This window comes from Prosthecochloris sp. (assembly GCA_015482705.2).
Taxonomy (GTDB): domain Bacteria; phylum Bacteroidota; class Chlorobiia; order Chlorobiales; family Chlorobiaceae; genus Prosthecochloris.
Genome location: JADMLA020000008.1, coordinates 79,604 through 104,354, shown reverse-complemented (window position 1 = coordinate 104,354; position 24,751 = coordinate 79,604). Strand labels below are relative to the sequence as shown.

17 protein-coding genes and 2 riboswitches are annotated in these 24,751 nt (G+C 48.5%); of the genes, 16 read left to right on the top strand and 1 reads right to left on the bottom strand.

The annotated features are described in order from the left end of the window. The first annotated feature begins 5 nt into the window (after window positions 1–5). From QZ209_RS01455 to QZ209_RS01380, 16 genes are all read left to right on the top strand, one after another. The gene (locus QZ209_RS01455) at window positions 6–1,985 is read left to right on the top strand and encodes a magnesium chelatase subunit D family protein (RefSeq protein WP_294343845.1); all 1,980 of its coding nucleotides are present in this window, start codon (window positions 6–8) and stop codon (window positions 1,983–1,985) included. Continuing rightward, window positions 1,982–3,034 carry an ATP-binding protein gene (locus tag QZ209_RS01450; RefSeq protein ID WP_294343843.1) on the top strand — a complete coding sequence of 351 codons (1,053 nt, stop codon included), beginning with the start codon at window positions 1,982–1,984 and terminating at the stop codon, window positions 3,032–3,034. The genes QZ209_RS01455 and QZ209_RS01450 overlap by 4 nt, the downstream gene beginning before the upstream one ends. A gap of 1 nt (window position 3,035) precedes the next feature. Then, on the top strand, window positions 3,036–6,788 hold the full coding sequence (locus QZ209_RS01445; protein WP_294343842.1) for a cobaltochelatase subunit CobN: 3,753 nt from the start codon (window positions 3,036–3,038) through the stop codon (window positions 6,786–6,788). A gap of 41 nt (window positions 6,789–6,829) precedes the next feature. After that, a riboswitch (cobalamin riboswitch) is annotated at window positions 6,830–7,047 on the top strand. 356 nt (window positions 7,048–7,403) lie between these two features. Then, window positions 7,404–9,644: a TonB-dependent receptor gene (locus QZ209_RS01440; RefSeq protein WP_294343841.1), complete on the top strand. Its 2,241-nt coding sequence runs from the start codon at window positions 7,404–7,406 to the stop codon at window positions 9,642–9,644. A gap of 5 nt (window positions 9,645–9,649) precedes the next feature. Beyond that, window positions 9,650–10,852, top strand: a complete 1,203-nt coding sequence (locus tag QZ209_RS01435; protein WP_294344147.1) for an ABC transporter substrate-binding protein — start codon at window positions 9,650–9,652, stop codon at window positions 10,850–10,852. 81 nt (window positions 10,853–10,933) lie between these two features. After that, a riboswitch (cobalamin riboswitch) is annotated at window positions 10,934–11,176 on the top strand. 240 nt (window positions 11,177–11,416) lie between these two features. Then, a complete protein-coding gene (locus tag QZ209_RS01430; RefSeq protein ID WP_294343839.1) occupies window positions 11,417–13,447 on the top strand; it encodes a TonB-dependent receptor in 2,031 nt (676 codons plus the stop codon). A gap of 172 nt (window positions 13,448–13,619) precedes the next feature. Further along, entirely contained in the window at window positions 13,620–15,116 is a 1,497-nt protein-coding gene (locus QZ209_RS01425) for a cobyric acid synthase (RefSeq protein WP_294343836.1), read from the top strand. A gap of 98 nt (window positions 15,117–15,214) precedes the next feature. Then, window positions 15,215–16,309, top strand: coding sequence for a threonine-phosphate decarboxylase CobD (gene cobD, locus QZ209_RS01420; protein WP_110022130.1), 1,095 nt, complete (start codon window positions 15,215–15,217; stop codon window positions 16,307–16,309). Beyond that, complete coding sequence (gene cbiB, locus QZ209_RS01415; protein WP_338053111.1) at window positions 16,306–17,274, top strand: adenosylcobinamide-phosphate synthase CbiB; 969 nt, start codon at window positions 16,306–16,308, stop codon at window positions 17,272–17,274. Before cobD ends, cbiB begins: the two co-directional genes overlap by 4 nt. Window positions 17,275–17,333: 59 nt before the next feature. Beyond that, window positions 17,334–18,329 carry an iron ABC transporter permease gene (locus QZ209_RS01410; RefSeq protein WP_294344136.1) on the top strand — a complete coding sequence of 332 codons (996 nt, stop codon included), beginning with the start codon at window positions 17,334–17,336 and terminating at the stop codon, window positions 18,327–18,329. A 56-nt stretch (window positions 18,330–18,385) separates the two neighbouring features. After that, window positions 18,386–19,645: an ABC transporter ATP-binding protein gene (locus QZ209_RS01405; protein WP_294343829.1), complete on the top strand. Its 1,260-nt coding sequence runs from the start codon at window positions 18,386–18,388 to the stop codon at window positions 19,643–19,645. Window positions 19,646–19,671: 26 nt separating this feature from the next. Further along, on the top strand, window positions 19,672–20,244 hold the full coding sequence (locus tag QZ209_RS01400; protein WP_294343827.1) for a cob(I)yrinic acid a,c-diamide adenosyltransferase: 573 nt from the start codon (window positions 19,672–19,674) through the stop codon (window positions 20,242–20,244). Between the two features lie 144 nt (window positions 20,245–20,388). Beyond that, window positions 20,389–20,733 (top strand): hypothetical protein, encoded by a 345-nt coding sequence (locus QZ209_RS01395; protein ID WP_294343824.1) that lies wholly within the window; start codon window positions 20,389–20,391, stop codon window positions 20,731–20,733. 809 nt (window positions 20,734–21,542) lie between these two features. Further along, complete coding sequence (locus tag QZ209_RS01390; RefSeq protein ID WP_294343821.1) at window positions 21,543–22,523, top strand: HAMP domain-containing sensor histidine kinase; 981 nt, start codon at window positions 21,543–21,545, stop codon at window positions 22,521–22,523. Continuing rightward, a complete protein-coding gene (locus QZ209_RS01385; RefSeq protein ID WP_294343819.1) occupies window positions 22,501–22,875 on the top strand; it encodes a response regulator in 375 nt (124 codons plus the stop codon). Before QZ209_RS01390 ends, QZ209_RS01385 begins: the two co-directional genes overlap by 23 nt. Before the next feature lie 66 nt (window positions 22,876–22,941). Then, the gene (locus QZ209_RS01380; protein ID WP_294343816.1) at window positions 22,942–23,865 is read left to right on the top strand and encodes a hypothetical protein; all 924 of its coding nucleotides are present in this window, start codon (window positions 22,942–22,944) and stop codon (window positions 23,863–23,865) included. A 147-nt stretch (window positions 23,866–24,012) separates the two neighbouring features. On the opposite strand, the gene QZ209_RS01375 is transcribed toward QZ209_RS01380, so the two are convergent. After that, on the bottom strand, window positions 24,013–24,678 hold the full coding sequence (locus QZ209_RS01375) for a L,D-transpeptidase (RefSeq protein WP_294343814.1): 666 nt from the start codon (window positions 24,676–24,678) through the stop codon (window positions 24,013–24,015). Window positions 24,679–24,751: the final 73 nt, after the last annotated feature.

The window sequence follows — 24,751 nt, the reverse complement described above, 5'->3', positions numbered from 1 at the left end:
ACGCTATGCATACTTTGCTTTACCCATTCGCTGCGGTCATAGGTCAGGAACATCTCAAGCATGCGCTGCTGCTCAACGCGGTCAATCCCCGTGTCGGTGGCGTTGTCGTGCGTGGTGAAAAGGGAACAGCCAAATCGACGACAGTACGTGCACTTGGTGAACTGCTGCAGGAGAAGATATCGGGTGCCCCCGGCGGCGAGAATCGTTCCTTGGTCGTTACACTGCCGCTTAATGCAACGGAAGACATGGTGGCAGGAGGTATCGATTTTCAATGCACCATGCGAGAAGGGTGCAGGGTTTTCCAGCCGGGTCTTCTTGCAAAAGCGGATAAGGGTATTCTCTACGTTGACGAGGTCAATCTGCTGGACGATCACATCGTCGATATCGTGCTCGATGCTGCTTCGTCCGGCGAGAATCGAGTCGAACGCGAAGGAATCTCTTTTTCTCATCCGGCATCCTTTCTGCTTGTCGGCACCATGAATCCTGAAGAAGGGGAACTTCGCCCGCAGCTTCTGGACCGCTTCGGTCTCTGCGTCGAGGTTACTGCCGAAAACGATGCGGCAGAACGTGTGGAGCTGATGCTTCGCAGAGAACAGTTCGACGAGAACCGCAAGGGCTTCATTGCCTTTTACCGGAAGGAAAACGACCGAATTGCCGGGAAGGTTCGGGCGGCACGTGAGCTTCTGTCGGCAGTCAGGATGCCTGAACATCTGAGGCGGTTCATTTCCGAGCTTTGCAGGGAGAACAATGTTGCAGGACATCGTGCCGACCTTGTGATCGAGCAGGCAGCAAGGGCTAACGCCGCTTACAAGGGGAGGATCGTCGTTGAAGTGGATGATATCACTGACGTTGCTTCGCTTGCGCTCGCCCATCGCAGAAGGGATGCTCAGCCACCCCCTCCCCCGGAGGAGCCGGAGAGTCAGCCGGAAAGTGAGAGTCAAAAAAACAGGAACCCCGAAGAGCGGGATGAGCAGTCTTCGTCTTCGGAGCCGGAACAGTTTCAGGAGACCGGTGAGGAGTCGCGTTCCGATGAAAGGAGTCCGGAAAACGAAAGTGAGAAAAACGAGGGAAAACGTGAGCGGCAATCAGATTCCCGGGAGGACGAAACCGAAGAGAGTCACGGTGATGCATCGATTTCCGAACAGGTTTTCGATATAGGCTCATCTTTCAAGGTCCGTTCGATCAGCTCTCCAAAAGACCGGGTTGTGCGCAGAGGTTCCGGTAAACGATCCCGTTCCAGGGTTTCACAGAAGCAGGGGCGCTATACCAAAAGCACCATGAGGCGCGGAAACAACGACATCGCTCTCGATGCAACACTTCGTGCAGCAGCTCCTTTCCAGAGGGAGCGGGAAAATCACAACGGGATGGCCGTGGTCCTGCATGAACAGGATATCAGGGAAAAAATCAGGGAGAAACGTCTTGGAAATTTGCTGATTTTCGTCGTCGACGCAAGCGGATCGATGGGGGCCAGAGGTCGAATGGCGGCTTCGAAAGGGGCCATCATGTCACTTTTGATCGACGCTTATCAGAAACGCGATAAACTCGCGATGGTTTCGTTTCGTAAAAACGAGGCTGTGGTGAACCTGCCGGTGACCTCGTCGGTCGAGCTGGCGGCAAAACTGCTCAGAGAGATGCCGGTCGGGGGACGGACGCCTTTTTCAGCCGGCCTGGTGAAAGGGTACGAGATAGCTCACAACCATCTCATGAAAGAGCCTGAAGCCCGCCCTATGGTTATTCTCGTGACCGATGGAAAAGCGAACAAGGCTCTCGGGGAACGCAAGCCGCTTGAAGAAGCCTATGAACTTTCGAAAAAGATCGCAGCTGAAGAGCGTATTCGTTTTCTCGTGGTCGATACGGAGGAGCCTGGTCTGGTGAATTTCGGTCTCGCCCGTAAGTTTGCCGTGATGCTTCAGGCCGAATACTTCAAAATCGACGATCTGCAGGCCGATACACTTTTAAACATTGTAAAAGACGCCACATCATGAAAAAACAGTATACCTATCCATTTACAGCAATCGTCGGCCAGGAGCAGATGAAGCTGGCTCTTGTACTCAATAGTATCAATCCGACGCTTTCAGGAGTGCTGATCCGTGGAGAAAAGGGAACGGCGAAATCCACTGCAGTGCGTGCACTTGCCGATATTCTGCCGGAAATCGACGTTGTCGGTGGTATTCCCTTCAATCTTTCACCCGATGAAGATTCCGATATCATCAAGGAGTGCTTCGAGGTTTCGGGAGAAGTTTTGTCTGAAGAGAGGGAGCGCCTGTCGGTTGAAAAGCGCAAAGTCAGGGTTGTGGAACTGCCTGTCGGAGCGACCGAGGATCGTGTTGTCGGGACGCTCGATCTCGAGCATGCTCTGAAAGCCGGTGAAAAACGAATTGAACCCGGTTTGCTTGCTTCGGCTCACAGGGGAATTCTCTATGTCGATGAAGTCAATCTGCTCGACGACCATGTGGTCGATGTGCTGCTGGATTCAGCGGCAATGGGGGTCAACACTATCGAGCGTGAGGGAGTTTCTTTTGCCCATCCGTCACGTTTCACGCTCGTGGGGACAATGAATCCCGAAGAGGGTGAACTACGGCCTCAACTGCTCGACCGATTCGGGCTTTGCGTGCAGATCGACGGCATCCGCGATGCTGAAGAGAGAGTCATGGTGATGGAGCGACGCTTTCTTTTCGAGGAGAATCCGGAAGCATTTTGCCGTCGATGGGCTGACGAGTCGGAAAAGCTTGTCGAAAAGATCGACATGGCCAGAAGGCTTTATCCCTCCGTAAGTGTCAGCCGGGAAAATCTTCTTGCAATTGCAAACTATTGTCTCGAAGTCGGGGTCGACGGTCACAGAGGTGATATCATAATCATGAAAACCGCCAAAACCCTTGCAGCTTACGATGGAAGGACAGAGGTCGGTAGGGATGATATCGACAAAGCAGCCATGTTTGCTCTGCCACACCGCATACGGCGTCAGCCCTTGCAGGATATCGTGATGGATGTCGGGTCGATGTTGAAAAACAAAACGAGTAATCTGGAGTCGTAACATGACAACGATAGCATTTTTCAACAACGTTCACAGCTCGGCTATCTGGTATCGGCTTGCCGACCCTTTAAAGCGGCATGGAGTTACGCTTACGGTTTTCGGGTACGGATCACAGGATGAGTTGTGTATGCGCATCCGGAACGGAGAAATCGATATCATCGTGACCGATATATCGGGGGATATGCCCGGTTTTGAGGATTTGTACGGTATTGTGAGTTCCGTCAAGGTGAGGGTCGGGCTGAATCCACGGTTGCCGAAAGATTTTTCCACGTTCACCGATCCCGAACTGGGAGAAATCCGTGAGTACTTTGCTGTTCTGTCGAAAGAGAATTTTCTCAATGGGCTGAAACGGATAATGGGTATCGATCATGACCCATGCCTACCCGTCGTGTCTCACGGGATATATCATCCGGATGCTCCACGTGTTTTTTATGAGGTAAAGGACTACAAGGAGTGGCTGCAGAGCCGGAGATCATGGGATGAGAACTTTCCGGTTGCCGCCATCATCATGCATTACAGCCATGTTGCCGAAGGCAGTTGTGCCGATATCGATGCACTCATTGCAGGGCTCGAGGGGCGAGGAGTTCTCGCGCTTTGCGTGTTCAGCGACACAATTTCCGAAACAAGGAGAGAGCCGGAGACCAGGTATCCATGGTACCGGTATTTCAGCGAACCGGATATACGGCCCGATGTTATTCTGAATTTCCTGATGGGGAGGTTGTTCGCTTCCATCGAAGAACGTTCCCTGTTGCGGGAGATAAACGTTCCCGTCGTACAGCTTCTGCGTCATTATACACTCTCCCCTGAAGCGTGGCTGGAGGATCCGGTGGGCCTGAGCGCCATGAGCCTGACGCATTCTCTTGTTCAGCCGGAAATGTTCGGTGTCATCGACCCGATCATGGTGTCCGGGTCCATTCGTAAATCAGGTGAACCGGCGGCGCTCGTAACCTCTGTCCCGATCATGGAGCGAATTGACATGGTTGCGCGTCGTGTCAGGAGGTGGGCTGCGTTACGTCGGAAATCGAACAAAGAAAAACGTATTGCTATCGTTTTGCACAACAACCCTTGCAAGGGGGTCGAAAATACTGTCGGTATGGCGGTGGGACTCGATACGTTCGAGAGTCTCATCCTGTTACTGCATCGGATGCAGGAGACGGGTTATGAGGTTGGTGAGATACCAGGAACAGGAAAGGAACTCCTCGATATGATCCAGGAGCGCAAGGCTTTGAGTGAGTTTCGATGGACGACGGTTGATGAGATAGTAAAGAAAGGAGGTGTCCTGCATGCCATGGACCATGATGAGTACGGGGCTTTTTTCGGTACGCTCGACAGCTTCGTTCGCCAGAAAGTCGAGGCCGACTGGGGAGCATTTCCCGGTCAGGGCATGGTATGGAAGAAGAGCGGAAAGGAAGCTTTGCTGATTACCGGGCTCCGGTTCGGCAACATCCTTGTCATGACGCAGCCAAAGAGAGGATGTTACGGTTCCAGGTGCGATGGTGAAGTGTGCAGGATTCTTCACGATCCTGAAATAGCGCCACCCTACCACTGGTTGGCGACCTATTTCTATATCCAGCGTCACACCGATGCAGTCATCCATTTCGGTGCCAGCGGTGCGTTGGAATATCTTCCAGGGAAGCGGGCGGTTTTGTCGGATCGTTGTTTTGGTGACATTTCACTGGGCGATCTGCCTAATTTTTATCCCTATGTCATGGATGTACCGGGTGAAGGAATGGTTGCCAAAAGGCGAGGTCGTGCGGTAATTATCGATCATCTCACACCGGCCTATCGTCCGGCTGAAATGTCCGGGGATCTTCTGCAGTTCGAGGATCTGTTCACGGAATACAGGCGCGCTGGTGACGGAAACGATCGTGTAAGACAACAGTCGCTCCTGAAGTCCATCGAAGAGGTGGCCGTGAAGCTGAAGTTTCTTGACGAGTATGACGGTGCAGAAAAGCTGGAAGAGAGTATAGAGCGGTTTTCCCGACAGATCACGAGGATACGTCGCTCGATGGTGCCCGATGGCATGCATGTTTTCGGGCGAAAACCCGGCATTTCTTCAATATCGGCGATGGTGACGTCCGCTCTTGACCGTTCAGGAAGCAGCTTGCCTTCCGTAGCAGAGCTTGCCGCCATGCATCCCGCCAAAGATGGTGAGGTGTTTGACCGGGCGGCTGGAATCGTTCAAGCGATAGTGAGCGTCGAAAACGGTTCCGCAGAAGTTGGGGGTTTGGTCGCTGAGCTGCCGGGCCATTTGAAACAGTGGTGCCGTGATATGGCCGATGCCATTGCGATGGCTGAACAGGAGTCCTGTTCTCTCCTTCGGGCACTCGATGGAGAGTATGTCGATGCCTCTCTTGCGGGATCACTTTCTTCCGGGAAACAGGATGTGCTGCCCACCGGGAGGAATTTCTATGCAGCCGACATTATGTCGATGCCTTCTGAAGCTGCATGGTATGTCGGCAAGAAGCTGGCCGATCAGCTTCTTGAAAAGTTCTATCGTGAAGAAGGCCGTTTTCCTGAAAGCATCGGACTGAGCCTCTGGAGTTCCGACGCTTTCAAGTCGGACGGAGAAATGCTGTCGCAAATTTTCTGGCTTATGGGAGTCGAACCCGTGCGTCAGCCGAACGGACGGGTAAGCGGTGTGGCTGTTGTCGATCTTGACCAATTGCGTCTGGTGATAGACAATGTCGAAATGCTGCGTCCTCGTATCGATGCAACCATCGAGACCAGCGGTATTGTCCGGGATATGGTACCTCATTTCATCTCGCTGCTCGACAAGGCTGTTGCTATGGTCAGTCGGATCGACGAGCCTGCCGAGCGGAATATGGTCAGGAAGCATACCCGGCAGCAGCTCGAAGAGCTGAAAAGGGAAGCGGCCGACCTGTTGAGTGAAAAAGAGATGCAGCGTATGGCTATGTTTCGGGTATTTTCTTCTGCCCCGGGAACATACAGCTCGGGAGTCGGTCTCGCGCTCGATGCGTCAGCATGGCAGAACGAACATGATCTTGCAGAGGCATACGTCAATCAGTCCGGTTACGCATACGGTTCGATGCCGCAGGACTTTGGCCGGAAGGCTCATGAGCTTTTGGCCAGGCAGCTTTCGAAAGTTGAAGTTTCTTACATCAAACAAACGTCGGCAGAATACGACGCGCTCGACTGTGATTGTTATGCGTCCTATGCCGGCGGTATGGCTGCAGCGTCTACCGCGCTTTCCGGCAAAAAGACGAAAATGTACTGGGCAGATACCACTGTGCCCCGGGATATTGACATTCGTGATTTCAAGGAAGAAATCGAAAGGTCGGTGAGAAGTAAACTGTTAAACGATCGCTGGATATCTTCCATGAAAGATCACGGTTTTCAGGGAGCGCAGGGGGTTGCAGGCCGTATCAATACCCTGTTCAAATGGAGTGCGACCACCAGGGAAGTCGAACCTTGGGTTTTCGACAGCGTGGTTGAGACATATGTGTGTAATGAGGAGCTCAGAGAGTGGATGCGGGAACAAAATCCCTATGCACTCGAGGAAATAACCCGGCGGTTGCTCGAGGCAGAGGCCAGAGGACTCTGGAATGCCGACGAAGAACTGCTTGAGGCAGTTCGTTCGGCGGCACTTCTCCTGGAAGGAGATCTCGAGGAGCGTATAGGAGACGTTGCCGAAGATTTTCAGGGGGCACGTGTAGACGTGTTTACAAGCAAAGAGGTTGAGAAATGGAAAATGGAATGGAAAATGTCTGGGAAAAAGGAGGGACCCTCCTGAACAATCTATTGGCGCGTTTTTTCGTGCGCTTTTCATGACGTGAATGAATAAAACCTTGCGGTGCCGGTTGGCTTCTGCCGACCGGCTTAAAAGGGAATCCGGTGTAAATCCGGAACAGTACCCGCTGCTGTAATCCCGTGTCGGCACTACTGCCGCCAATGAAGATTTGCAGGAAATGCCACTGATCCGCTCCCGGCGGATCGGGAAGGTCTGCAAATCCGGGAAAGTCAGAAGACCTGCCGTAATGGACCAATGCTTCGGGAAGAAAGCGATATCTATGAGACAATTACTTTTTGTTCTGCAATTGCTGGCAGCAAAAAGACCGTACTTGCTTTTGCGTACGGTTTTCGCTGTTCATCCATCCGGTGTCATGGCATTCGGCATGATCGGTTTTTTTCATGCCTGCATTTTGCCCTGTCTGTCCAGTCTCTGCCAGATCCGTGCCGGTCCGTTTTTTTAATGCAAGATGGCCGCACGTGATCGCTCGGTCAGAGAGTTGTGTGTAAAAAGATTAATATCTAACGTATTTAAATAATGATGTTTACTTGTTTTTTTAAAGTATTGAGAATAGCGGTTTTTTTCTCCTTTCTTTCCACGTCGTTCGTGATACAGGTCATGGCGGAAAAACGGGTTGTTTCCGGAATCGTTTCAAATGCGTCAGACGGTGAACCTCTTGTCGGAGCATCCGTTCATATCAGTGGAACGGGGATAGGGGTCGTTACCGATGGCCAGGGGGAATTCAAGCTTGACGTTCCAGAAAACACTTCTGAAATTACTTTCAGTTACACAGGTTACGAAACACGAAAGGTTTCGCCCGGGCACGGCAGTGTGCTCAAGGTTTCGCTTGAAGAGAGTGGCTATGCTACCGGAGAGATCGTTGTGTACTCTACCCGTTCAACTGAAAAACTGAAAAATATCCCCCGTAAGGTCGAGATCGTTACCGGGAAGGATATCGAAGCTCTGGATCCAGTCAATGCAACAGACCTGTTGAAAAAAACTTCAGGTGTAGATGTTATCGAATATCCCGGTGTGCTGTCCGGCGTGTCGATCCGTGGGTTTTCGCCGAAGTTTTCAGGGCTGGATCAGAACGTTACTTATCTTATTGACGGCCGGCCGGCCGGGGCGACGAATCTTGCTACGATAGATATGAACAATATTGAGCGGGTGGAAGTGATCAAAGGTCCGTCTTCAGCTCTCTACGGTTCACAGGGGATGGGTGGGTCCATCAATTTCATCACGAAGAAATCAACGGGCAGGATTGCCGGTAACGCGTCTATCGGGTACAGCAGTTTCAGTACGCTCGATGGAAGTGTCAGTGTTGGTGGTTCTCTTGCCGATAGATTCGATTTTGATCTTGGCCTGAGAAGTTTCAACCAGAATGACGATTACAAGGCCGGATCCAATACGTTGATTTCCGACCCGGATCCTGAAGTTCTCGAGCAGGAGATTGGGACGATGGAAAACTCGACGTATGCCACACTTTCGGGGAATCTTCGCTTTGGTTATCAGATCGACGACAGGATACGAGTCGATACACGTGGAGAAATCTATCAGGCTCACAGCGTCAAAAGTCCGGGATCGATCTGGGGAGTATACGGGCACGGGGAAAAAGATGTCGACCGTCAGACTCTCGACGTTACCATGACCGGAGAGTGGGGAGTGCACAATGTTCGGTTTAAACCATACTGGTCTGAAGAGAAATCGGTGTACTACAAAAAAGATGATGATGGTTTCAACTACCGTTCTTCAACCAGTGAGACGGAATGGCTCGGTTTTCAATTGCAGGACGAGGTGGCGTTCTCAAAGCAGAGGTTTACCGGGGGGATCGATTATTCCACGGCCGATGTCGTCTCTCGAAGTTTCCTTGATGCAGAAACCGAAAAAGCGCCTTATCGTCCCAACCAACAGCTTTCCTCATTAGGTCTTTTCGGTGAAATCGGTGTCTCCCTGTTCGATGAGAAAGTCATAGCCAATCTCGGGGGACGTTATGATAGGACAGTGTACAAGCTTAAGGAAACGCCGTTTTTTTCAGTCATCGATACGGATTCGGAAGAGTATGACAACTTCAATCCAAGTGTTAGCGCCCAGTATAGATTTATTCCGGAATGCAAGATTCATGCAAGCATAGGACGGGCGTTTGTCGCTCCGAACCCGTATGAAAAAGCCGGTTTTTACGTCGACAGCAATGGTATGGAAACGCGTGGAAATCCCGACCTGAAACCCGAAACCAGCGTGACCTGGGATGCAGGACTGACCTACGAGACCCAAAATGGCGGGTTCAGAGCCGATGTCACCTATTTCAGCACGGACTGGGAGGATTTTATTCAGACTGTTTCAGCTGTGGATGGCGATGATACGGTGTACAAAACTTTCGTCAATCTCAATGCTGCGGAAATGAATGGTGTCGAGTTCGAGGTTTCCTATGATTTCGGGGCATGGGACGACTACCGGTATTCATTGCGTCTTTTCACCAACTTCACGCATCTGTTTTCCTCGAAAACCATGGATGATGAAATAGAGGAAGAGATGCTTTATGTCAGACAGAACAGGGGAAGTGTGGGCATCGAGTATGATGATTTCAAATTGTTTATCGCTCGTTTGACGGCAAGATACATCGGAGATCGTTTTGAACGGAACTGGTTCGGGTACTACGATGAGGTGAGGCCGACATTGAAGGATCCGATCATCGAGATCCCGGCAAGCTTGATTTTTGACGCAAGCGTGGCGTTCAGGGTCAACGACACCAACAAGGTGACAGTGATCGCCAAGAACTTTCTGGATGAAAACTATACGGAGAAAGACGGTTACAACATGCCCGGTAGATCGCTGGGTGTTCGCTACACCGTGAACTTTTGAACGCTATGGTTGTCAAGCCGATGTTTTTCAGTCGAAAAGGAACCTGGACAGTGCTGATAATGGTACTGTCCTTCATTTTCCTGTTTTTGGTTTGCTGCAATACAGTTGAGGGTGAAAACAGGCCTTTCGGGCAGCAATCTATGGCCGATGTTCCGGAGGACATCCCTCTCCGTTATGCCCGCCGTTTCACGCTCAAACGTGTCGGTACGTCGACACTGATCGATGTCGTCAAACCTGCAGGCGCGAAGTTGGGGGTATCCTATCGTTATTTGCTGGTTCCAAGGGGAGAGAGTGTGCCGGAGGGGTTCACTGAGGCTCTCGTAGTCTCTACACCTGTCGAGAGGGTCACCTGTGGTATAGGATTGCATATCACCATGCTTCGGCTGCTGGGTGAATTTGAGAGCATTGTCGGCGTAGGAAAGAAAGAGTGGATAGGTAATGAAACGATCCTCGAACGGATCGATTCCGGAAAGGTACTCGAAACCGGTTTGTCAGGATCGATGAACATGGAGACAATGGTGAATCTTTCTCCGGATATCGCTTTCGTGTACTCTTCAGGCAGTGATACGGATGTTCATGAGAAGCTGGAGGCAATGGGGATCAAACCCGGTTTGAGCAGCATGCATCTCGAGGGTCATCCTCTCGGTGTACTTGAGTGGATCAAGTTTTTCGGCGCCTTTTTTGGAAAGTCAGATGATGCCGATGCTTATTTTGCCGATGCCGCTTTCCGTTATGAAACGTTGGAAAGGCAGGTTGGAGAACGTTTCGGCAAACGTCCGGGAGTCATTGTCGGGCAGGGTAAAAGAGGTTTCTGGAGCACGCATGGGTCGAGCGCTTGGTTTGTTCGATTGCTTCATGACGCAGGGGCGAATTACATTCTCGAGGAAAGCACGGATTATGAGGAAAATCCGATCAGTTTCGAACACGCCATGAAAATCGGGCTTGTCGCTGACTATTGGATCAATCCTTTGTATACGGCAACATCGATAGCTGACATTATCAATAGCGACAGTCGGTATACTCATTTTTTTTCAGTCAAAGAGGGTAACGTTTACAACAACAATGCCGCAACATTCGACAGCGGCAGGAATATGTTCTGGGAAATCGGCATGAGCGAACCCGATGCTGTTCTCAGGGATCTGGTTCATATCTTTCATCCCGAAATACTGCCCTTTCACCGGCTGAAGTATTACAAAAGATTGCATTGAGGGGTTTTTGGCTGAAAAGGCTTGCTGCGCGGATAATTGCTTTTGTAGGCAGCAAAAAAAATATTATCATGGTGTAACAATGTTCTTTCATAGATAGCTGGTGCCGGTTTGAAAGCCGGAGAATAGGGAAGTACGTGAAATTCGTACACTGTACCCGCAACTGTTACAACGGAAACTTCTGTTACAAGCATCATGGCCTCATGATGCAGAAGCAGGGGTTGTTATGGTCACTGTGATGTTGATTTCCGCCAGGAAATCCATGGGAAGGCCGTAACAGCGGTGTCCGTTAAAGTCAGGAGACCTGCCAGCGACGCTATTGCAAAACACGACTACGGGTTATAGTCAGGCAATGCAGTTCAGCTTCATTATGTGAATACAAAATTTCGGAGTGAATCATATCCGGTTATGGCAGTTTAATGTACTGTAGGGGATTATGGTTGACTGGAGATTTCCTACACGTCAGTGTCTCATGTTTTGAGGGTTGATTTTCCCCGATGCATTTGCTTTCAGCAGATAATTCCTGTCGTGTTTAATCTTTGTTCAAGCATTAAACACTAACGGATCATGAAGAAAAAACGCTTTTTACTGTTTCTCGCAGCAGGACTGCTTGCAACAGGCGTGCTCGATGCCGAAGAGATTGCCGGAACGTCGAACACGCCAAATTACAAGGAGAACGAAATTGTTGTAACGGCAAGCAGGGTCGAGGAGCTGAAAAAGGACGTCACGAACAATGTGACGGTTATCACCAGAAAGCAAATTGAAGCGTCTCCTGCGCAAGACCTTGGAGAACTGCTTGCGGAACAAAGCATCGGTCACATTCAGAAATACCCCGGAGCTTCTACTGCTGTTGGTATTCGCGGATTCAGAAGCGATGCTCACGGCAACGATTTGAGAGGAAAAATTCTCATTCTCATCGATGGCAGAAGAGCGGGGACAGGTAACCTGGCCAAACTCATGACCGACAACGTCGAAAGAGTTGAAATCATCAGAGGCCCGGGAGCCGTACAGTACGGATCGGCCGCCATTGGTGGCGTCGTGAACGTCATTACGCGAAAAGGTGAGGGAAAACCTTCGTTTTTTATGGAGCAGGAAATCGGTACATACGACTATAAAAAAACAACAGGCGGTATAGCCGGGACCCTTGGTGATTTTGATTTTTCCGCAACCGGCTCGTTAGCGGAAATGGACGATTACAATACCGGAGACGATATAACGTATTTCAACACCGGTTACGAAGACGAGATACGCGGAAGCGTCAATCTCGGGTACGAATTCTATCCAGGTAACCGGATTGGTGTTACTTATACGCATTTCGAGGTAGGAAGAGCGGGTAACCCCAGCGATTTGGCCAAGAATGATCGAGATAACTACAAAACGACCCGTAACCGTTCCCTCGACGTCAGTTATACCGGAAAATCCACCAATGACCGTCTTTCCTGGATGGCCAGGTACTTTGTGGGTGAAGACACGGATACCTGGTATGATCCGTTCGGGAGCAACCCCGGTGGTTGGGACGATGGTATTCCTTTCTCGAAAACCACCGATCAACAGGGAGCGCAGGCTCAGGTCAGCTATGCTGAAAAAAACTTCACCGTGACGACCGGGGTTGACTGGCTGAATTATGATATCGAACAATCGCCCTACGAACCGCTTGATTCGGAATATGACGATTTGGGATATTTCGCGCTTGCCAAAGGGTATCTTTTCGATCAGAAGCTGGTGCTTACCGCCGGGCTGCGCTACGACGATTACGAAGTGAAGTATACTCATGACCAGGCTAACCCCGAAACGTCAGAGGAAGCGGACAGTTTCGTCAAGAGCTTCGGTCTTGCGTATCATGTTTCCGACAATGTCAAGCTGCGTGCTTCGTACGGTGAAGGGTTCCAGGTGCCGGATGCACAATCTCTTGCAGCGGATTATGTTGTCTCGTCCTGGTCGGGAACAAAACATTACATCGGCAACCCTGATCTTGATCCCGAAACCAGCCACACGATCGATGGCGGTGTGGAGGTGAACATTGACGGATTCGCGTCTTCATTGACCTTGTTCACGACCGAGTATGAAGATTTTATCCAACAGGTGGAAATCGGTCCCGATGAAATTTCCTGGCAAAACCAGGATGAAGCCACGATTACCGGTATCGAAGGGGAGATGTCCTATGTGTTCCCTGTCACTATTGCCGGTTCACGGTTCTTTATGGAGCCATACGCATCAGGGACCTACATGCTGGACTATGTGTCAAGTTTCGATGATGGATCGCCCGATGAAGATATCCGATACCTGCCCGAGTGGAACCTCGTGACCGGTTTGAGGGTTCATGACAGCAATGGCTTCAGCGGTAATTTCAACATGGCTTATTTTGGCGAGACCAAGGTGCAGGACTGGAATTTCTGGCCGGCAAAAGAAGTGACCAAAGGCAGTTTCTGTGTCGCGAATCTGTCTCTTGCCAAAAGGATTTCTGTCGGAAATTCAAAAACCTCGAGCGTTACGGTGAAAGGCAGTGTTGAAAACCTGTTTGATCGGAATTACGAATATGTTTTGGGTTACCCGATGCCTGGTCGTACATTTACTCTTGGATTGAGGTTCGATATCTGACAAGTTTGTACACATCGGATTTTCCGATCTCTTTCTTCGATATGGGCGCAGATGCTTGTGGGCAGACTGCGCCTGTACTTGTTTAACGGGTTTGGAAAAAGCACGCAGGCCGGTTGGCGTGACTTGAATTGAACAGTTTGGTTTACAGTACATGAGTGGCAATGAAAGCAGAATGAGAAATTTAGCAGTTTTCGGAACAGCGTCTGATGTTGGAAAGAGTATCGTGGCAACGGCTCTGTGTCGCATGTTCAGTAATGCGGGGATCGATGTCGCACCGTTCAAAGCGCAAAATATGTCCAATAACTCAGGTGTTACACCTGATGGGCTTGAAATGGGACGTGCCCAGATTGTGCAGGCTGAAGCTGCCCGTGTCGTTCCGACTGCCGATATGAACCCGGTGTTGCTCAAACCTAACAAGGATACGGGTTCACAAGTGGTGCTGCAGGGGACGGTGGCTGCAAACCGTTCGGCAAGGGAGTATTTCGGCAATACCCGAATCTGGGCCGAAGCAGCGTTCGAAAGCCTTGAAAATCTTCGCCATCAGCACGAGATGCTGGTGATCGAGGGTGCGGGGTCCTGTGCGGAAATGAATCTCTATGAACGGGATTTCGTGAATTTCAAGACTGCCAAAAAGGCCGATGCTGCTGTTGTTCTTGTTGCCGATATCGACAGAGGCGGTGTGTTCGCTCAGGTGGCCGGTACATTATCGATAATCCCGCCCGAAGACCGTGCTTTGGTGAAAGGGATTATCGTCAACCGGTTTCGGGGTGACGCAATCCTGTTCGAAGATGGTATTCGTATTATAGAGAAGCTTGCTGGAGTTCCCGTGCTGGGGGTTGTGCCTTATTTCAGGGGAATTACCATCGATGCGGAAGATGCCGTACCCCTTCAGGCCGTTGTCGATCCTGCAGGTACTCCCGATTCTGGAAAGATCAGCATAGCTGTAATTTATTTTCCCCATATTTCGAACTTTACCGATTTTGCCGTGCTGGACAGCCATGAGGATGTCGAGGTTCACTACCTCCACCATCCCAAGCGTCTGAAGGACTATCAGGCTGTTATTCTGCCTGGATCGAAAAATGCGCGTGGAGATCTTGACTGGATGCTTTCCAATGGATGGAAAGAGAAGCTGAATACGTTTCGGGACGATGGAGGTGTCATCCTGGGAATCTGCGGGGGGTACCAGATGCTTGGAAGGATTATCACGGACCCTTATGGTATCGAAGGTGAAGCAGGTGAATCGAAGGCTCTTGGTTTGCTGCCTATGGAAACGGTGCTTCGGAAAACGAAAAAGCTTTTCAATTCCAAAGGATGCCTGTTTGGTCAACCGGTAAAGGTCGAAGGTTATGAAATACATATGGGAGAGAGCAGTCTTGTCGGAGACGCTCATTCCTTGATTCAGGTATCGTCGAGGAACAATGAGCCGGTTACGGATAACGATGGGGCTGTCAGCATGGACGGAAAGGTACTAGGGACCTATTTTCACGGTATCTTTGATCGAACGGGGTTCAGAGAGTGGTTTCTTCGTTTGTTGGACCCGCAATTTGTCTCAAACGGTGAGACGTGGGACAAGGATAACGAGTATAATCGCCTTGCAGATCATTTCGAAAAGCATCTTGATATGAGCGCGGTGTTCGGGATTATAGAGCGGGAGAGCAAGAATTGTTGAGCTGTTGATTTGTAGGAGATGATTGTGGGGTACGGTAAAGGAGCATTTTGCGGACATCGATCTCGTTATGAAAATATTAGTAATTTGTTACTGTTGCAATGACTCGAGACAATCTTTATTTCCATAAGCATGGAGGAGCGTTGGATTGCCAGCCCGGTTTGAAAAGTGATAATCTTCTTGATTTCAGTGTTAACGTCAGTCCGTTACCACCACCGGTTGCCATCACTTCTCTCGACTCATGCGAAGTTAGCCGGTATCCTTCGATAGATGGGTTGGGGATAAAAGATTTTTATGTGGGAAGATTTGGGCTGGATAGCCGAACTGTTTTGCCGACAAACGGTGCGATAGAGGGGATTTATCTTCTTCCAAGAGCGCTGAATGTAAAAAAAGTACGGGTGCTTGCTCCGTCATTTTTCGACTATGAAAGAGCTTGCAGGATTTCCGGGGCAGAGGTCCGCTATATAAAACTGAAGGAAGAGGATCGGTTTACATTACCCTCTATCGATACGATTGCAGCGGAACTGCAAGGGGTGGACGCTTTTTTCGCTGCCAATCCGAACAATCCCACCGGGACAAGGTTTCCAAAAGAGGTTTTTCTCGCTCTCGCAAGCCGTTTTCCTGGCAAGTGGTTTATAATGGATGAGGCTTTTATCCAATATGTGGACGATTTCCCCGGAGCGACGCTTATGAGAGAAGTCATGGCTTTGAAGAACGTTATCGTCGTTCACTCTCTCACCAAGTTTTATGCATTGCCAGGCCTGCGCCTTGGCGCGGTCATCGCTCATCGCGATGTTATCGATGTTTTGTTGCGGTACAAGGAGCCCTGGACTGTCAATATCGTTGCGGAGCATGTTGCAAGGGAGTTGCTCGAGTGTAAAGACTATGAGCGTGACGTCCGGGCGATGATTGCGTCCGAGCGGGCGAAAATTTTCAAGAGGCTGAAAAAGATCCCGGGAATTTCTCTGAAAGGATATGCCGCAAACTTTTTTCTCGCTCGATGGAACGGCGGATCGAGCCTTGACCATCTTCTCGAATTTCTGAAGAAAAAGGGAATTCTTGTTCGGGATTGTAGAAATTTTCCAGGTTTGAAGGATAACTATTTTCGTTTTGCAATCCGTAAACCAGACGAAAATGATCGTTTGCTCGAGCAACTACTGTCTGCAAGAGAAGAAATTGAGACGGTTGTGAGATGATGAGTGCAGACCTTGAGCTGCAGCTACTCGCTGCTTTTATCCTTGATCTGTTGTTGGGGGATCCTCGCAAACTGCCTCATCCTGTCAAGTCGATCGGTTTCCTTGCGGTGAATACCGAGGCGTTATTGCGAAAATATCGGGAGATTTCCCTGAGAGTCGCCGGAATTCTTGCCGTAGTGATTGTTGTCGGCGGGACAGTGGTCGTTACCTCTGGGGTGTTATGGCTTTGCTTTTCCGTTCATCCCCTTTTCGGGGTTGCCGCATCGATAGTGATACTGTATTTTTCCTTTGCTGCTGAAGACCTGGCCAGGCATGCCCGTGCAGTCCTGACTGCTCTCGAGCAAGAGGGACTTCAACAGGCAAGAGAAAAAGTAGGAATGATGGTTGGTCGGGATACCGTTGCAATGGACAAGGAGGATGTGGTGCGGGCAACAGTGGAGAGCGTTGCGGAAAATACGGTTGATGGTGTGACCGCCCCTTTGTTTTACGCTTTGCTTTTCGGACCTGTAGGTGCTATGACGTATAAAGCGATTAATACGCTGGATTCGATGTTCGGTTATAAAAACGAACGGTATATGGATTTTGGATGGGCTTCGGCTAAACTGGACGATATCGCCAATTATCTGCCGGCTCGCCTTACAGTTCCGGTCGTTGGTTTTGCGGCATGGCTCATGCGGCTTGACGGGCATGCTGTTTTCCGTTCGGTTGTTCGAACCGCAAGGCAGCATGCAAGTCCAAACGCAGGGTTTTCGGAAGCAGCTTTTGCCGGAGCGCTTGGCGTAAGGCTTGGAGGGCCTCGATCCTATGGCGGTATCAGACAGACGTTGCCGTATCTGGGAATTGTAGAGGATGATTGTACTATCGATACCCTGAGAAAAACCATTAGACTTATGGTGCTGAGCGCTTTTTTGTTTCTTGCTTCGGGAGTTTTTATTCGCCTCACTGTTCAGGGGAGCGTTACATGATTGTTGCTTAGCTGAATAATATGAAAAAGTATCAGGATACAACCTTGCGTCCGGCAGCGATGTTAGGGCTCAATACCATATCGGGAGCGCGTGTTGCTCTTTTTTTTGTTTGCGTTCCGCTTCTCCTTGGGTTTTCTCTTCTTCTGGGGCCAACGGGTATGCTATGGCCCGATCTCGATTCCCCGGTAGAACGGGCGATTATGAGTTTACGGTTCAGCCGTCTTGTTATGGGTGTGCTGGTTGGCGGTGCGTTGTCCGTTTCTGGAGTGATTTTCCAGGCGATACTGCGCAATCCTCTTGCCGAACCGTATGTGCTCGGAGTAAGTGGAGGGGCAGGACTTGGGGCAACCATGGCAATTCTATTCGGTGCTGTTGCTGCTGTACCTCTCAGTCTTCCCATAATGGCATTTGCCTCGGCTGTTGCGACTCTTTTTCTTGTTTACTGGATTGCAAGCCGTGGTAGCGGAGGGATGCCGTCAGTCTACAGCCTTATTTTAAGCGGGGTGATTGTCAGCGCTATCTGTTCGAGCTTGATCATGTTTTTTGTTTCCATGGCCAGCGCAGAGGGGCTGCACAACGTCATCTGGTGGATGTTGGGGAACCTTCAACCTGTCTCTTTCAATCAGCGCCTTTTTTCTGCATTGTTTATCGGAATCGGGATTGGGGGGGCATGGTTTCTCGCTTCAAGGCTCAATGCCTTGACCTTCGGAAGGGAAATGGCACACTATCAGGGTATCAATGCAGATGCCGTCATCATGGGTGGGCTGCTTTGTGCGACGCTGGTTGCGGCAACTGCGGTTTCGATGGCAGGTATGATTGGGTTTGTAGGTTTGATCGTTCCTCATGTCATCAGGGCGATGTTCGGTCCGGATCATCGCTGGCTTATTCCTCTTTCCGCAGTTGGAGGAGGAACTTTTCTTGCTGTTTGCGATGCTTTCGCCAGAACGGTGATCGCTCCGATAGAGGTTCCTGTCGGTGTTGTAACGGCTCTGGCCGGAGGCCCTTTTTTTCTGCTGATTCTTCAACGCAAAATGAAAAATGCATGGATAGGTTAGCTAAGATCGTCGATTTGTTTAATTGTTGAGGAATCGAAACAGGAAAGCAGGAGGATATGGGACAGGCTGCGTTGACGTTTGAAAAAGTGAATGCCGGATACAAAGGCATGACGGTGCTCGATGATCTCAGTTTTCAGGTGAACGAGGGTGAATTTATTTCGTTGATCGGACCAAATGGGTGCGGCAAGAGCACGTTGTTGAAAACCGCTTCGGCGCTTCTGAAGCCGGTCAAGGGACGTGTCTGTCTTTTTGGAAAAGATATTCGATCGATGCGCCAGGTGACTCGTGCCAGATATATAGGGGTGGTCCCGCAGAAAGTCGAGTCTCCGATGGCCTTCACTGTAGGCCAGATTGTCATGAACGGTCGTATTGCCGCTTCAGGTTTCCTGAGAGGACTTGTTGAAGAAGACTTTGTGGTTATCGAGCGCTCTATGATCTATACCAATGTGCTTCACCTGAAAGACCGCTATTTCATGGAATTGAGTGGTGGTGAACAGCAGAGGGTCATTCTTGCTATGGTTCTTGCTCAGGAGCCACGTATTCTTATGCTTGACGAGTCGATTGCACATCTTGATATCAATCATCGTTATGAGGTTCTGCGCATTTTAAAAAGAATCAACCGTGAAAAAAGCATGACGGTTTTCCTTGTCAGTCATGATCTGGGTTTGTCGTCGGAAGTCGCTGATCGTTTGATCCTGATGAGTGAAGGGCGCATTGTCGCCGAAGGCAGGCCTGAAAAAGTGCTTGTTCCTGAAATTCTCGATCAGGTGTATGATTGTGAGTTGAAAGTTCAAAGAGATCCCGTTACCGGTTCGATACATGTATCCGGTGTTCTCGAGAATTTCAACGGAAGTTCGAAAAAACATAAAGCGGTGCATGTCATTGCCGGAGGAGGGACCGGGATAGAGCTCTTCCGGCGTTTTTCTCTGCAAGGGTTCAGAATTACAAGTGGTGTTTTGAACGAAATGGATTCGGATGCTGAAGCGGCTCTTGCTCTCGGTATCGATGCAGTATTTGAAAAGCCTTTTTCCGCCATAGGAGAGGAAGCTTTTCAAAAAGCGTCTTTCAAGGCAGCGAAGGCCGATATCCTTGTTGTGAGTGATGTGCCTTTCGGACAAGGCAATCTGATCAATCTTCAGCTTGCAAAAGAGGCGATCGAAGCAGGAAAAAAGGTGTGGATAGCCGAGGGAATTGCCGAACGTGATTACACCGAGGGAAAGCAGGCCGTCGAAATTGTGAGGAAGCTTCATGCGGACGGTGCTCAAGCATGGACCAGTCTGCATGACTTGATGAAAGAGTTGAAGGCGGATCACTAAAGTCAAAAGGAAAATAGGAGAAAAGAATGAAAATATATACCAGAACGGGGGACGGGGGGACGACGGGTTTGTTTGGCGGCACCAGAGTGGATAAGGATGATTCCAGAGTGGAGTGCTACGGCACATTCGACGAAGTGAACTCTTATATCGGGTTGTTGCGTTCGAAATTACCGTTGGGCCATGCGTGGCAGGGGCGTTTACAGGAGGTGCAGGTTACTCTCATGAATATGATGTCTCATCTTGCTACTCCAACAGATGCTACCAGGGTGAATGTTAAACCGCTTCCTCTTGACGGAGCCGAATGGTGTGAGCACTGGATCGATGAACTGGTAGAGGCGGCTGGGCCTTCGGATTGTTTTCTGTTACCCGGCGGAACGGAAATTTCCGCTCTTTGTCATGTGGTTCGTACACAGGTCCGCCGCGGGGAGCGTATGCTTGTTCATCTGATGAAAGAGGCAACTGTTCATCCCTCCATTCCGGTTTATGTCAACCGGTTATCCGATCTTTTTTTCGCACTCGCGAGAGCGGAGATGGCCGGAGCGGATGTGGAGGAGGAGCGATGGCGTTCCTTTGTCTACAAGACAAAGAAACAATCCTGAACCGTATATCGATTGTGATGCATGAGAAATAAATTTGTGTTTTTTGTGTATTGTATGACTGAAATACAAGGCAGTCGATAGATTTAGAAAAAAGGGTTCCTCGAGACGCTCGATATTGCGGAAAGAGCTCAACGGCTTAACCCATTGACCTTTAGCATCGTCAGTTATGTTGCGGGTTTCTTTTTTCTTTTCGCTCTTCAAGCCCCGATTTACGTTCAAGGGCTTATGTGTTGTTATGCATCGAATACCCTCCTTGTGATGCTTGTTGCCAAGTGGTGGAAAATCAGCGTTCACACTACCGGTATTGCAGGCCCTTTGGTTGCTTTGGCCTATGCATTCGGACCGGTTGTCCACTCTTTTTTTCTGTTGATAATCGTTATAGGAGTGGCGAGGGTTCACTTGAAGAGACATACGGTACTACAGGTGCTGGTGGGAGGAGCGCTGGGCCTGTTGCTGACATATCTGCAGTTTCATATCTTTTTCTCATGATTCGTGACGTTTGCTTTTCACGTAATCGAATTCCTTGTCCTTTGCTTATCGGACAGATGGCTTTTTCTCCTGCATTCCTTCATGCCACTATCGGTAAAGACTCCTGGATTTGCTTCATGACATGCAAAGCGGATGTCTGAAAGAGGCCTACCTGATTGCTTTTCTTGATCCGTTTCTCTCTTTTATTCGGAAAATTTCGTGACTCGATCGATTCGAAGTCTTGCATCGTGCTCTATCCGGAAACGAACTGAAGCGCTTCGCTTCGTATCATCATATGCATATATGACATCTTTCATGCAATACACAACTGCTGTATCAACTGATGTGTATTGTGCGATAATAAATGATCTCACAAGATAAAGATGTTCGACAGCGGCGCGCTATGGTTTTTGACGTGATTACAATGTGTCGAACGATGCTGTGTAATTGATTTTATATTCTTTGAAATGTTCTGTGATATAGATGATATATCAAAATTTCACGATAAGGGCTTCCTTGATTTATCTACTCGATTTCAGAGAGAGATTGATGTTTTTTTTGATTACTTCGATATGGTGCAGAGTATATAGTTATTTAGCATGAATTCGAGTGGGGTTCTGGAATTTGTTGTTTGAAACCAGTCATTATAGTATTGGACGAGCACAGGTGTTCCCCATGAGAATAGTTTCGCTGAACAGTATGACGAGCGCTGATGCTTCATAAGTTCGGTTATTATTTATGTCTTTATTGTACAATGCGATACATTTTTACTGAAACTATAGCAGTATTGCTTGACTGTCTTATAGTTTCTATTCAAACGATTTTTTGTTGTGGGTCGAATAATAAAAGGAATAATATTTATTGCAATTCTCGGAGCAGTTTTATTTCCTGTTTTGTGCTGGATTGATGCGTTTGAATTGCTATGGGAATGGACGGGATTTTATGAAAATATAGAAATTGACGAACTGTTTATTTTGTTTCCAATACTTGTTTTCTTTTTTGTGATATTTCTTGGATTGCAAGTGAAGGAAATTATATATTTAAGTCAAAAGCTTCAGGTTTCCAGCGATGAATTGAAAGTTTCTCAAAGTCAATTAGTCCAGTCAGCGAAATTAGCATCGGTAGGAGAAATGATTGCGGCAGTAGTTCATGAAATCAACAATCCACTAGGGGTTATCAATATGGCCGCCGATGTCTCATTGATTCTTCATGAACAGGGTAAGTATGATCTTATAGAAGAGCATCTCCGGGCAATCAAAGTACAGACAAAGAGAGCATCTGTTATAGTCAATCATTTGTTGGAATTCTGTAGGGATGCTGGATTGGAAAAGCAGGAAGATGTTGATATAAACGAGGTTATCAACAAATCATTTATTTTTTTCAGTAAAGACCTATCGAACAAGAATATTAAAGTTATCCATGAACTTTCCGAAGATTTGCCGTTGGTCAATGGGAACGTGATTGAATTGGAGCAGGTGTTCATCAATCTATTCAGTAATGCAGAAAATGCTTTGAGATCCTCTTCCGAAAAACAACTTACAGTTCGTTCTTTTCATCGGGGTTGTTTCGTTATCGTTGAGGTTGAAGATACAGGATGCGGTATTCCTTTCAATGTGAAATCAAAAATATTCGATTCGTTTTTTACTACAAAAGAGAAAGGTGAAGGTACAGGTTTGGGATTGTCGATTTCTTACAAAATCATTCAAAATCATAAGGGAACAATAGGTGTCGAAAGTGAAGAAGGGAAAGGGAGTAAATTTATAATTCAAATTCCAGTAATGAAGGTACATGAAAATATTGATAATGGATGATGAGCCCCTGATTCTCAAATTGCTTGGGAACTATTTGACGATGTTGAATCATCAGGTGGTCCCGGTTTCGAATGGGAAAAAAGGTCTTGAATTGTTTTTGGAGGATCCTGAAACATTCGATTTGATTATTACAGATTTCAAGATGTCCGGTCTAGATGGCATTAGTGTTGTCGCTCGTCTCAAAGATGAGGGGTATGACGTCCCGGTGGTGTTCATAAGTGGATATGGAATGGCCGATAAGAAAGAGGTTACTCAAAATCTGAAAATTGTTGCCGTATTGGACAAGCCATTTGATTTGGAAGAACTCAATGAGGTCTTGTCACTGGTCGAGACTCATGAAAATAAACAATAGAACTCGTTATTTTTGGTTATCGGGAGAAGAGGACTGTGGATATCCTGATTGTAAACATGTTTTCGCATGAATAAGACTCTGCTGCTTATACATGGTAGGAGCTGGAAACCCCCTGAAGAGTCTCTGCGCAGTCTCTGGCTCGATGCTCTCAGGTGGGGGCTCGACCGTGATTTTCCAGATGCTGCCGCTCGTTTCAGTGAAGTAACTCTAGAGTTCGTTTATTACGGCGATACAAGTAACTGTTATATGGAGTCGGCAGAGGGCAAACCCTATGTGGATGATACCGATTCTCGGCGACATACTCTCGAGTTGCTGAAGGTGTATAGCTCGAATCAGTTTTCAAAAAGAAACTATAATCGCTTGCCAGGCAAGGAGTCTTTCAAAGAAGGGGCTGCTGATGTGCTCTCTCCTATTCTAAGCTTTTTCAATCTCAGCGAAACGCTGATAGCAGCAGTTGCTCCTGATATGAGGGAATACTGGAACGATGAGAGCTTTTACGGAACCGAAGTCCGAAGACCCATGATCAAGCCTCTCAAGCGTGCACTCGATAGGGAAGGAAGTACCGCAATTGTAGCACATTCACTCGGAACGATCATTGCATACGACACACTGTGGAAGTTCAGTCGATACGGGGAGTGGTATGACTACTGGAATCGAAAAATAGATCTTTTCGTGACATTGGGCTGTCCACTCGGTGATGCAACGGTAAGAGAGAATATCAAGGGATATAATGCCTGCAAAGAAAGGAGATATCCAGCCAACATCCGTGAGTGGGTGAACATTGCAGCAGAGGATGATTACATCTCTCATGATTCCAAAATCTCTGATGATTACCGTACAATGAGACAGTATGGATTAGTGGAATCCATCAAAGACTACAAGATTTATAATCTATCGCTGAGAGGAGGAAAATCGAACCCTCACCATAGTGGTGGTTACCTCATTCATCCCAGAACCGTAAAGATACTTGCTGAATGGATTCTTGAATGAATGACAACAAAAGCTATACCAGTGGATAAAACGGTGTGAAGATTTCATGGAAAAAATACACAGGAAGAAAAAAGGAGTAATAACTTGAAAACTAAAGATGGGGGAGAGGCTCTGTAGCACGAACCCTCGATGTCGAGAGTGCTCGCTCTACAGAACCGTAACCGAATCGCCTACTTTCATCCAACTGAAAAGCTTTTTTGCATCGGCTTCGAGCAGTCGAACGCAGCCTCGTGAAGCAGGGTGACCGGGAAGAGCCTGCTGGTGAATGAAATACGGGCCGTCGTAGTTGATGGAATAAGGCATCGGTGCATTATTGTATTTTATTGAGCGTTTATGCCGTTGCTTGTAATTGACAAAGAACTCTCCGGGCCAGGTTGGGTTGGATTTCCGGCCACTGGAAATCGGTCCCCAGAAAAGCAGAGCACCATTCTCATACGCTCCGAAATACTGTGTATCGAGAAAAACGCGAACTTCCCGTTCGCCCCGGCTGTCACTGAGCTGTTGCGGAACAGGTATGTATTGCGATGCTTTATCGATATCTACCGGAAGCAGTACAGTTTTTCCGGCAGAAATATGCCTGCGGTCGACCTTGTTGACTTTCATGAAAATTGTCTCACAGGTCAAATCCTGATTACAGAGCTTGTCAAGAGATTCTGTTTTATCGAGCTTGACTTTACCGAAACCTTCTGGTATAACAGCTGCTTTTTCGGAACCTGTACTTCCTGCCGAAGAGGCAGTCACCAATGTTTCTTCAGTCAAGGCGCCCAATCCCATGACGAGAAACAGCAGGAAAAGTGTGCGAATGATAAGCATTGTTCTATGGTTTTGTTTAGAATTAGACTAATTATATATTATAACGTCTCGAACGGCTTCTTCGTTCAGGACA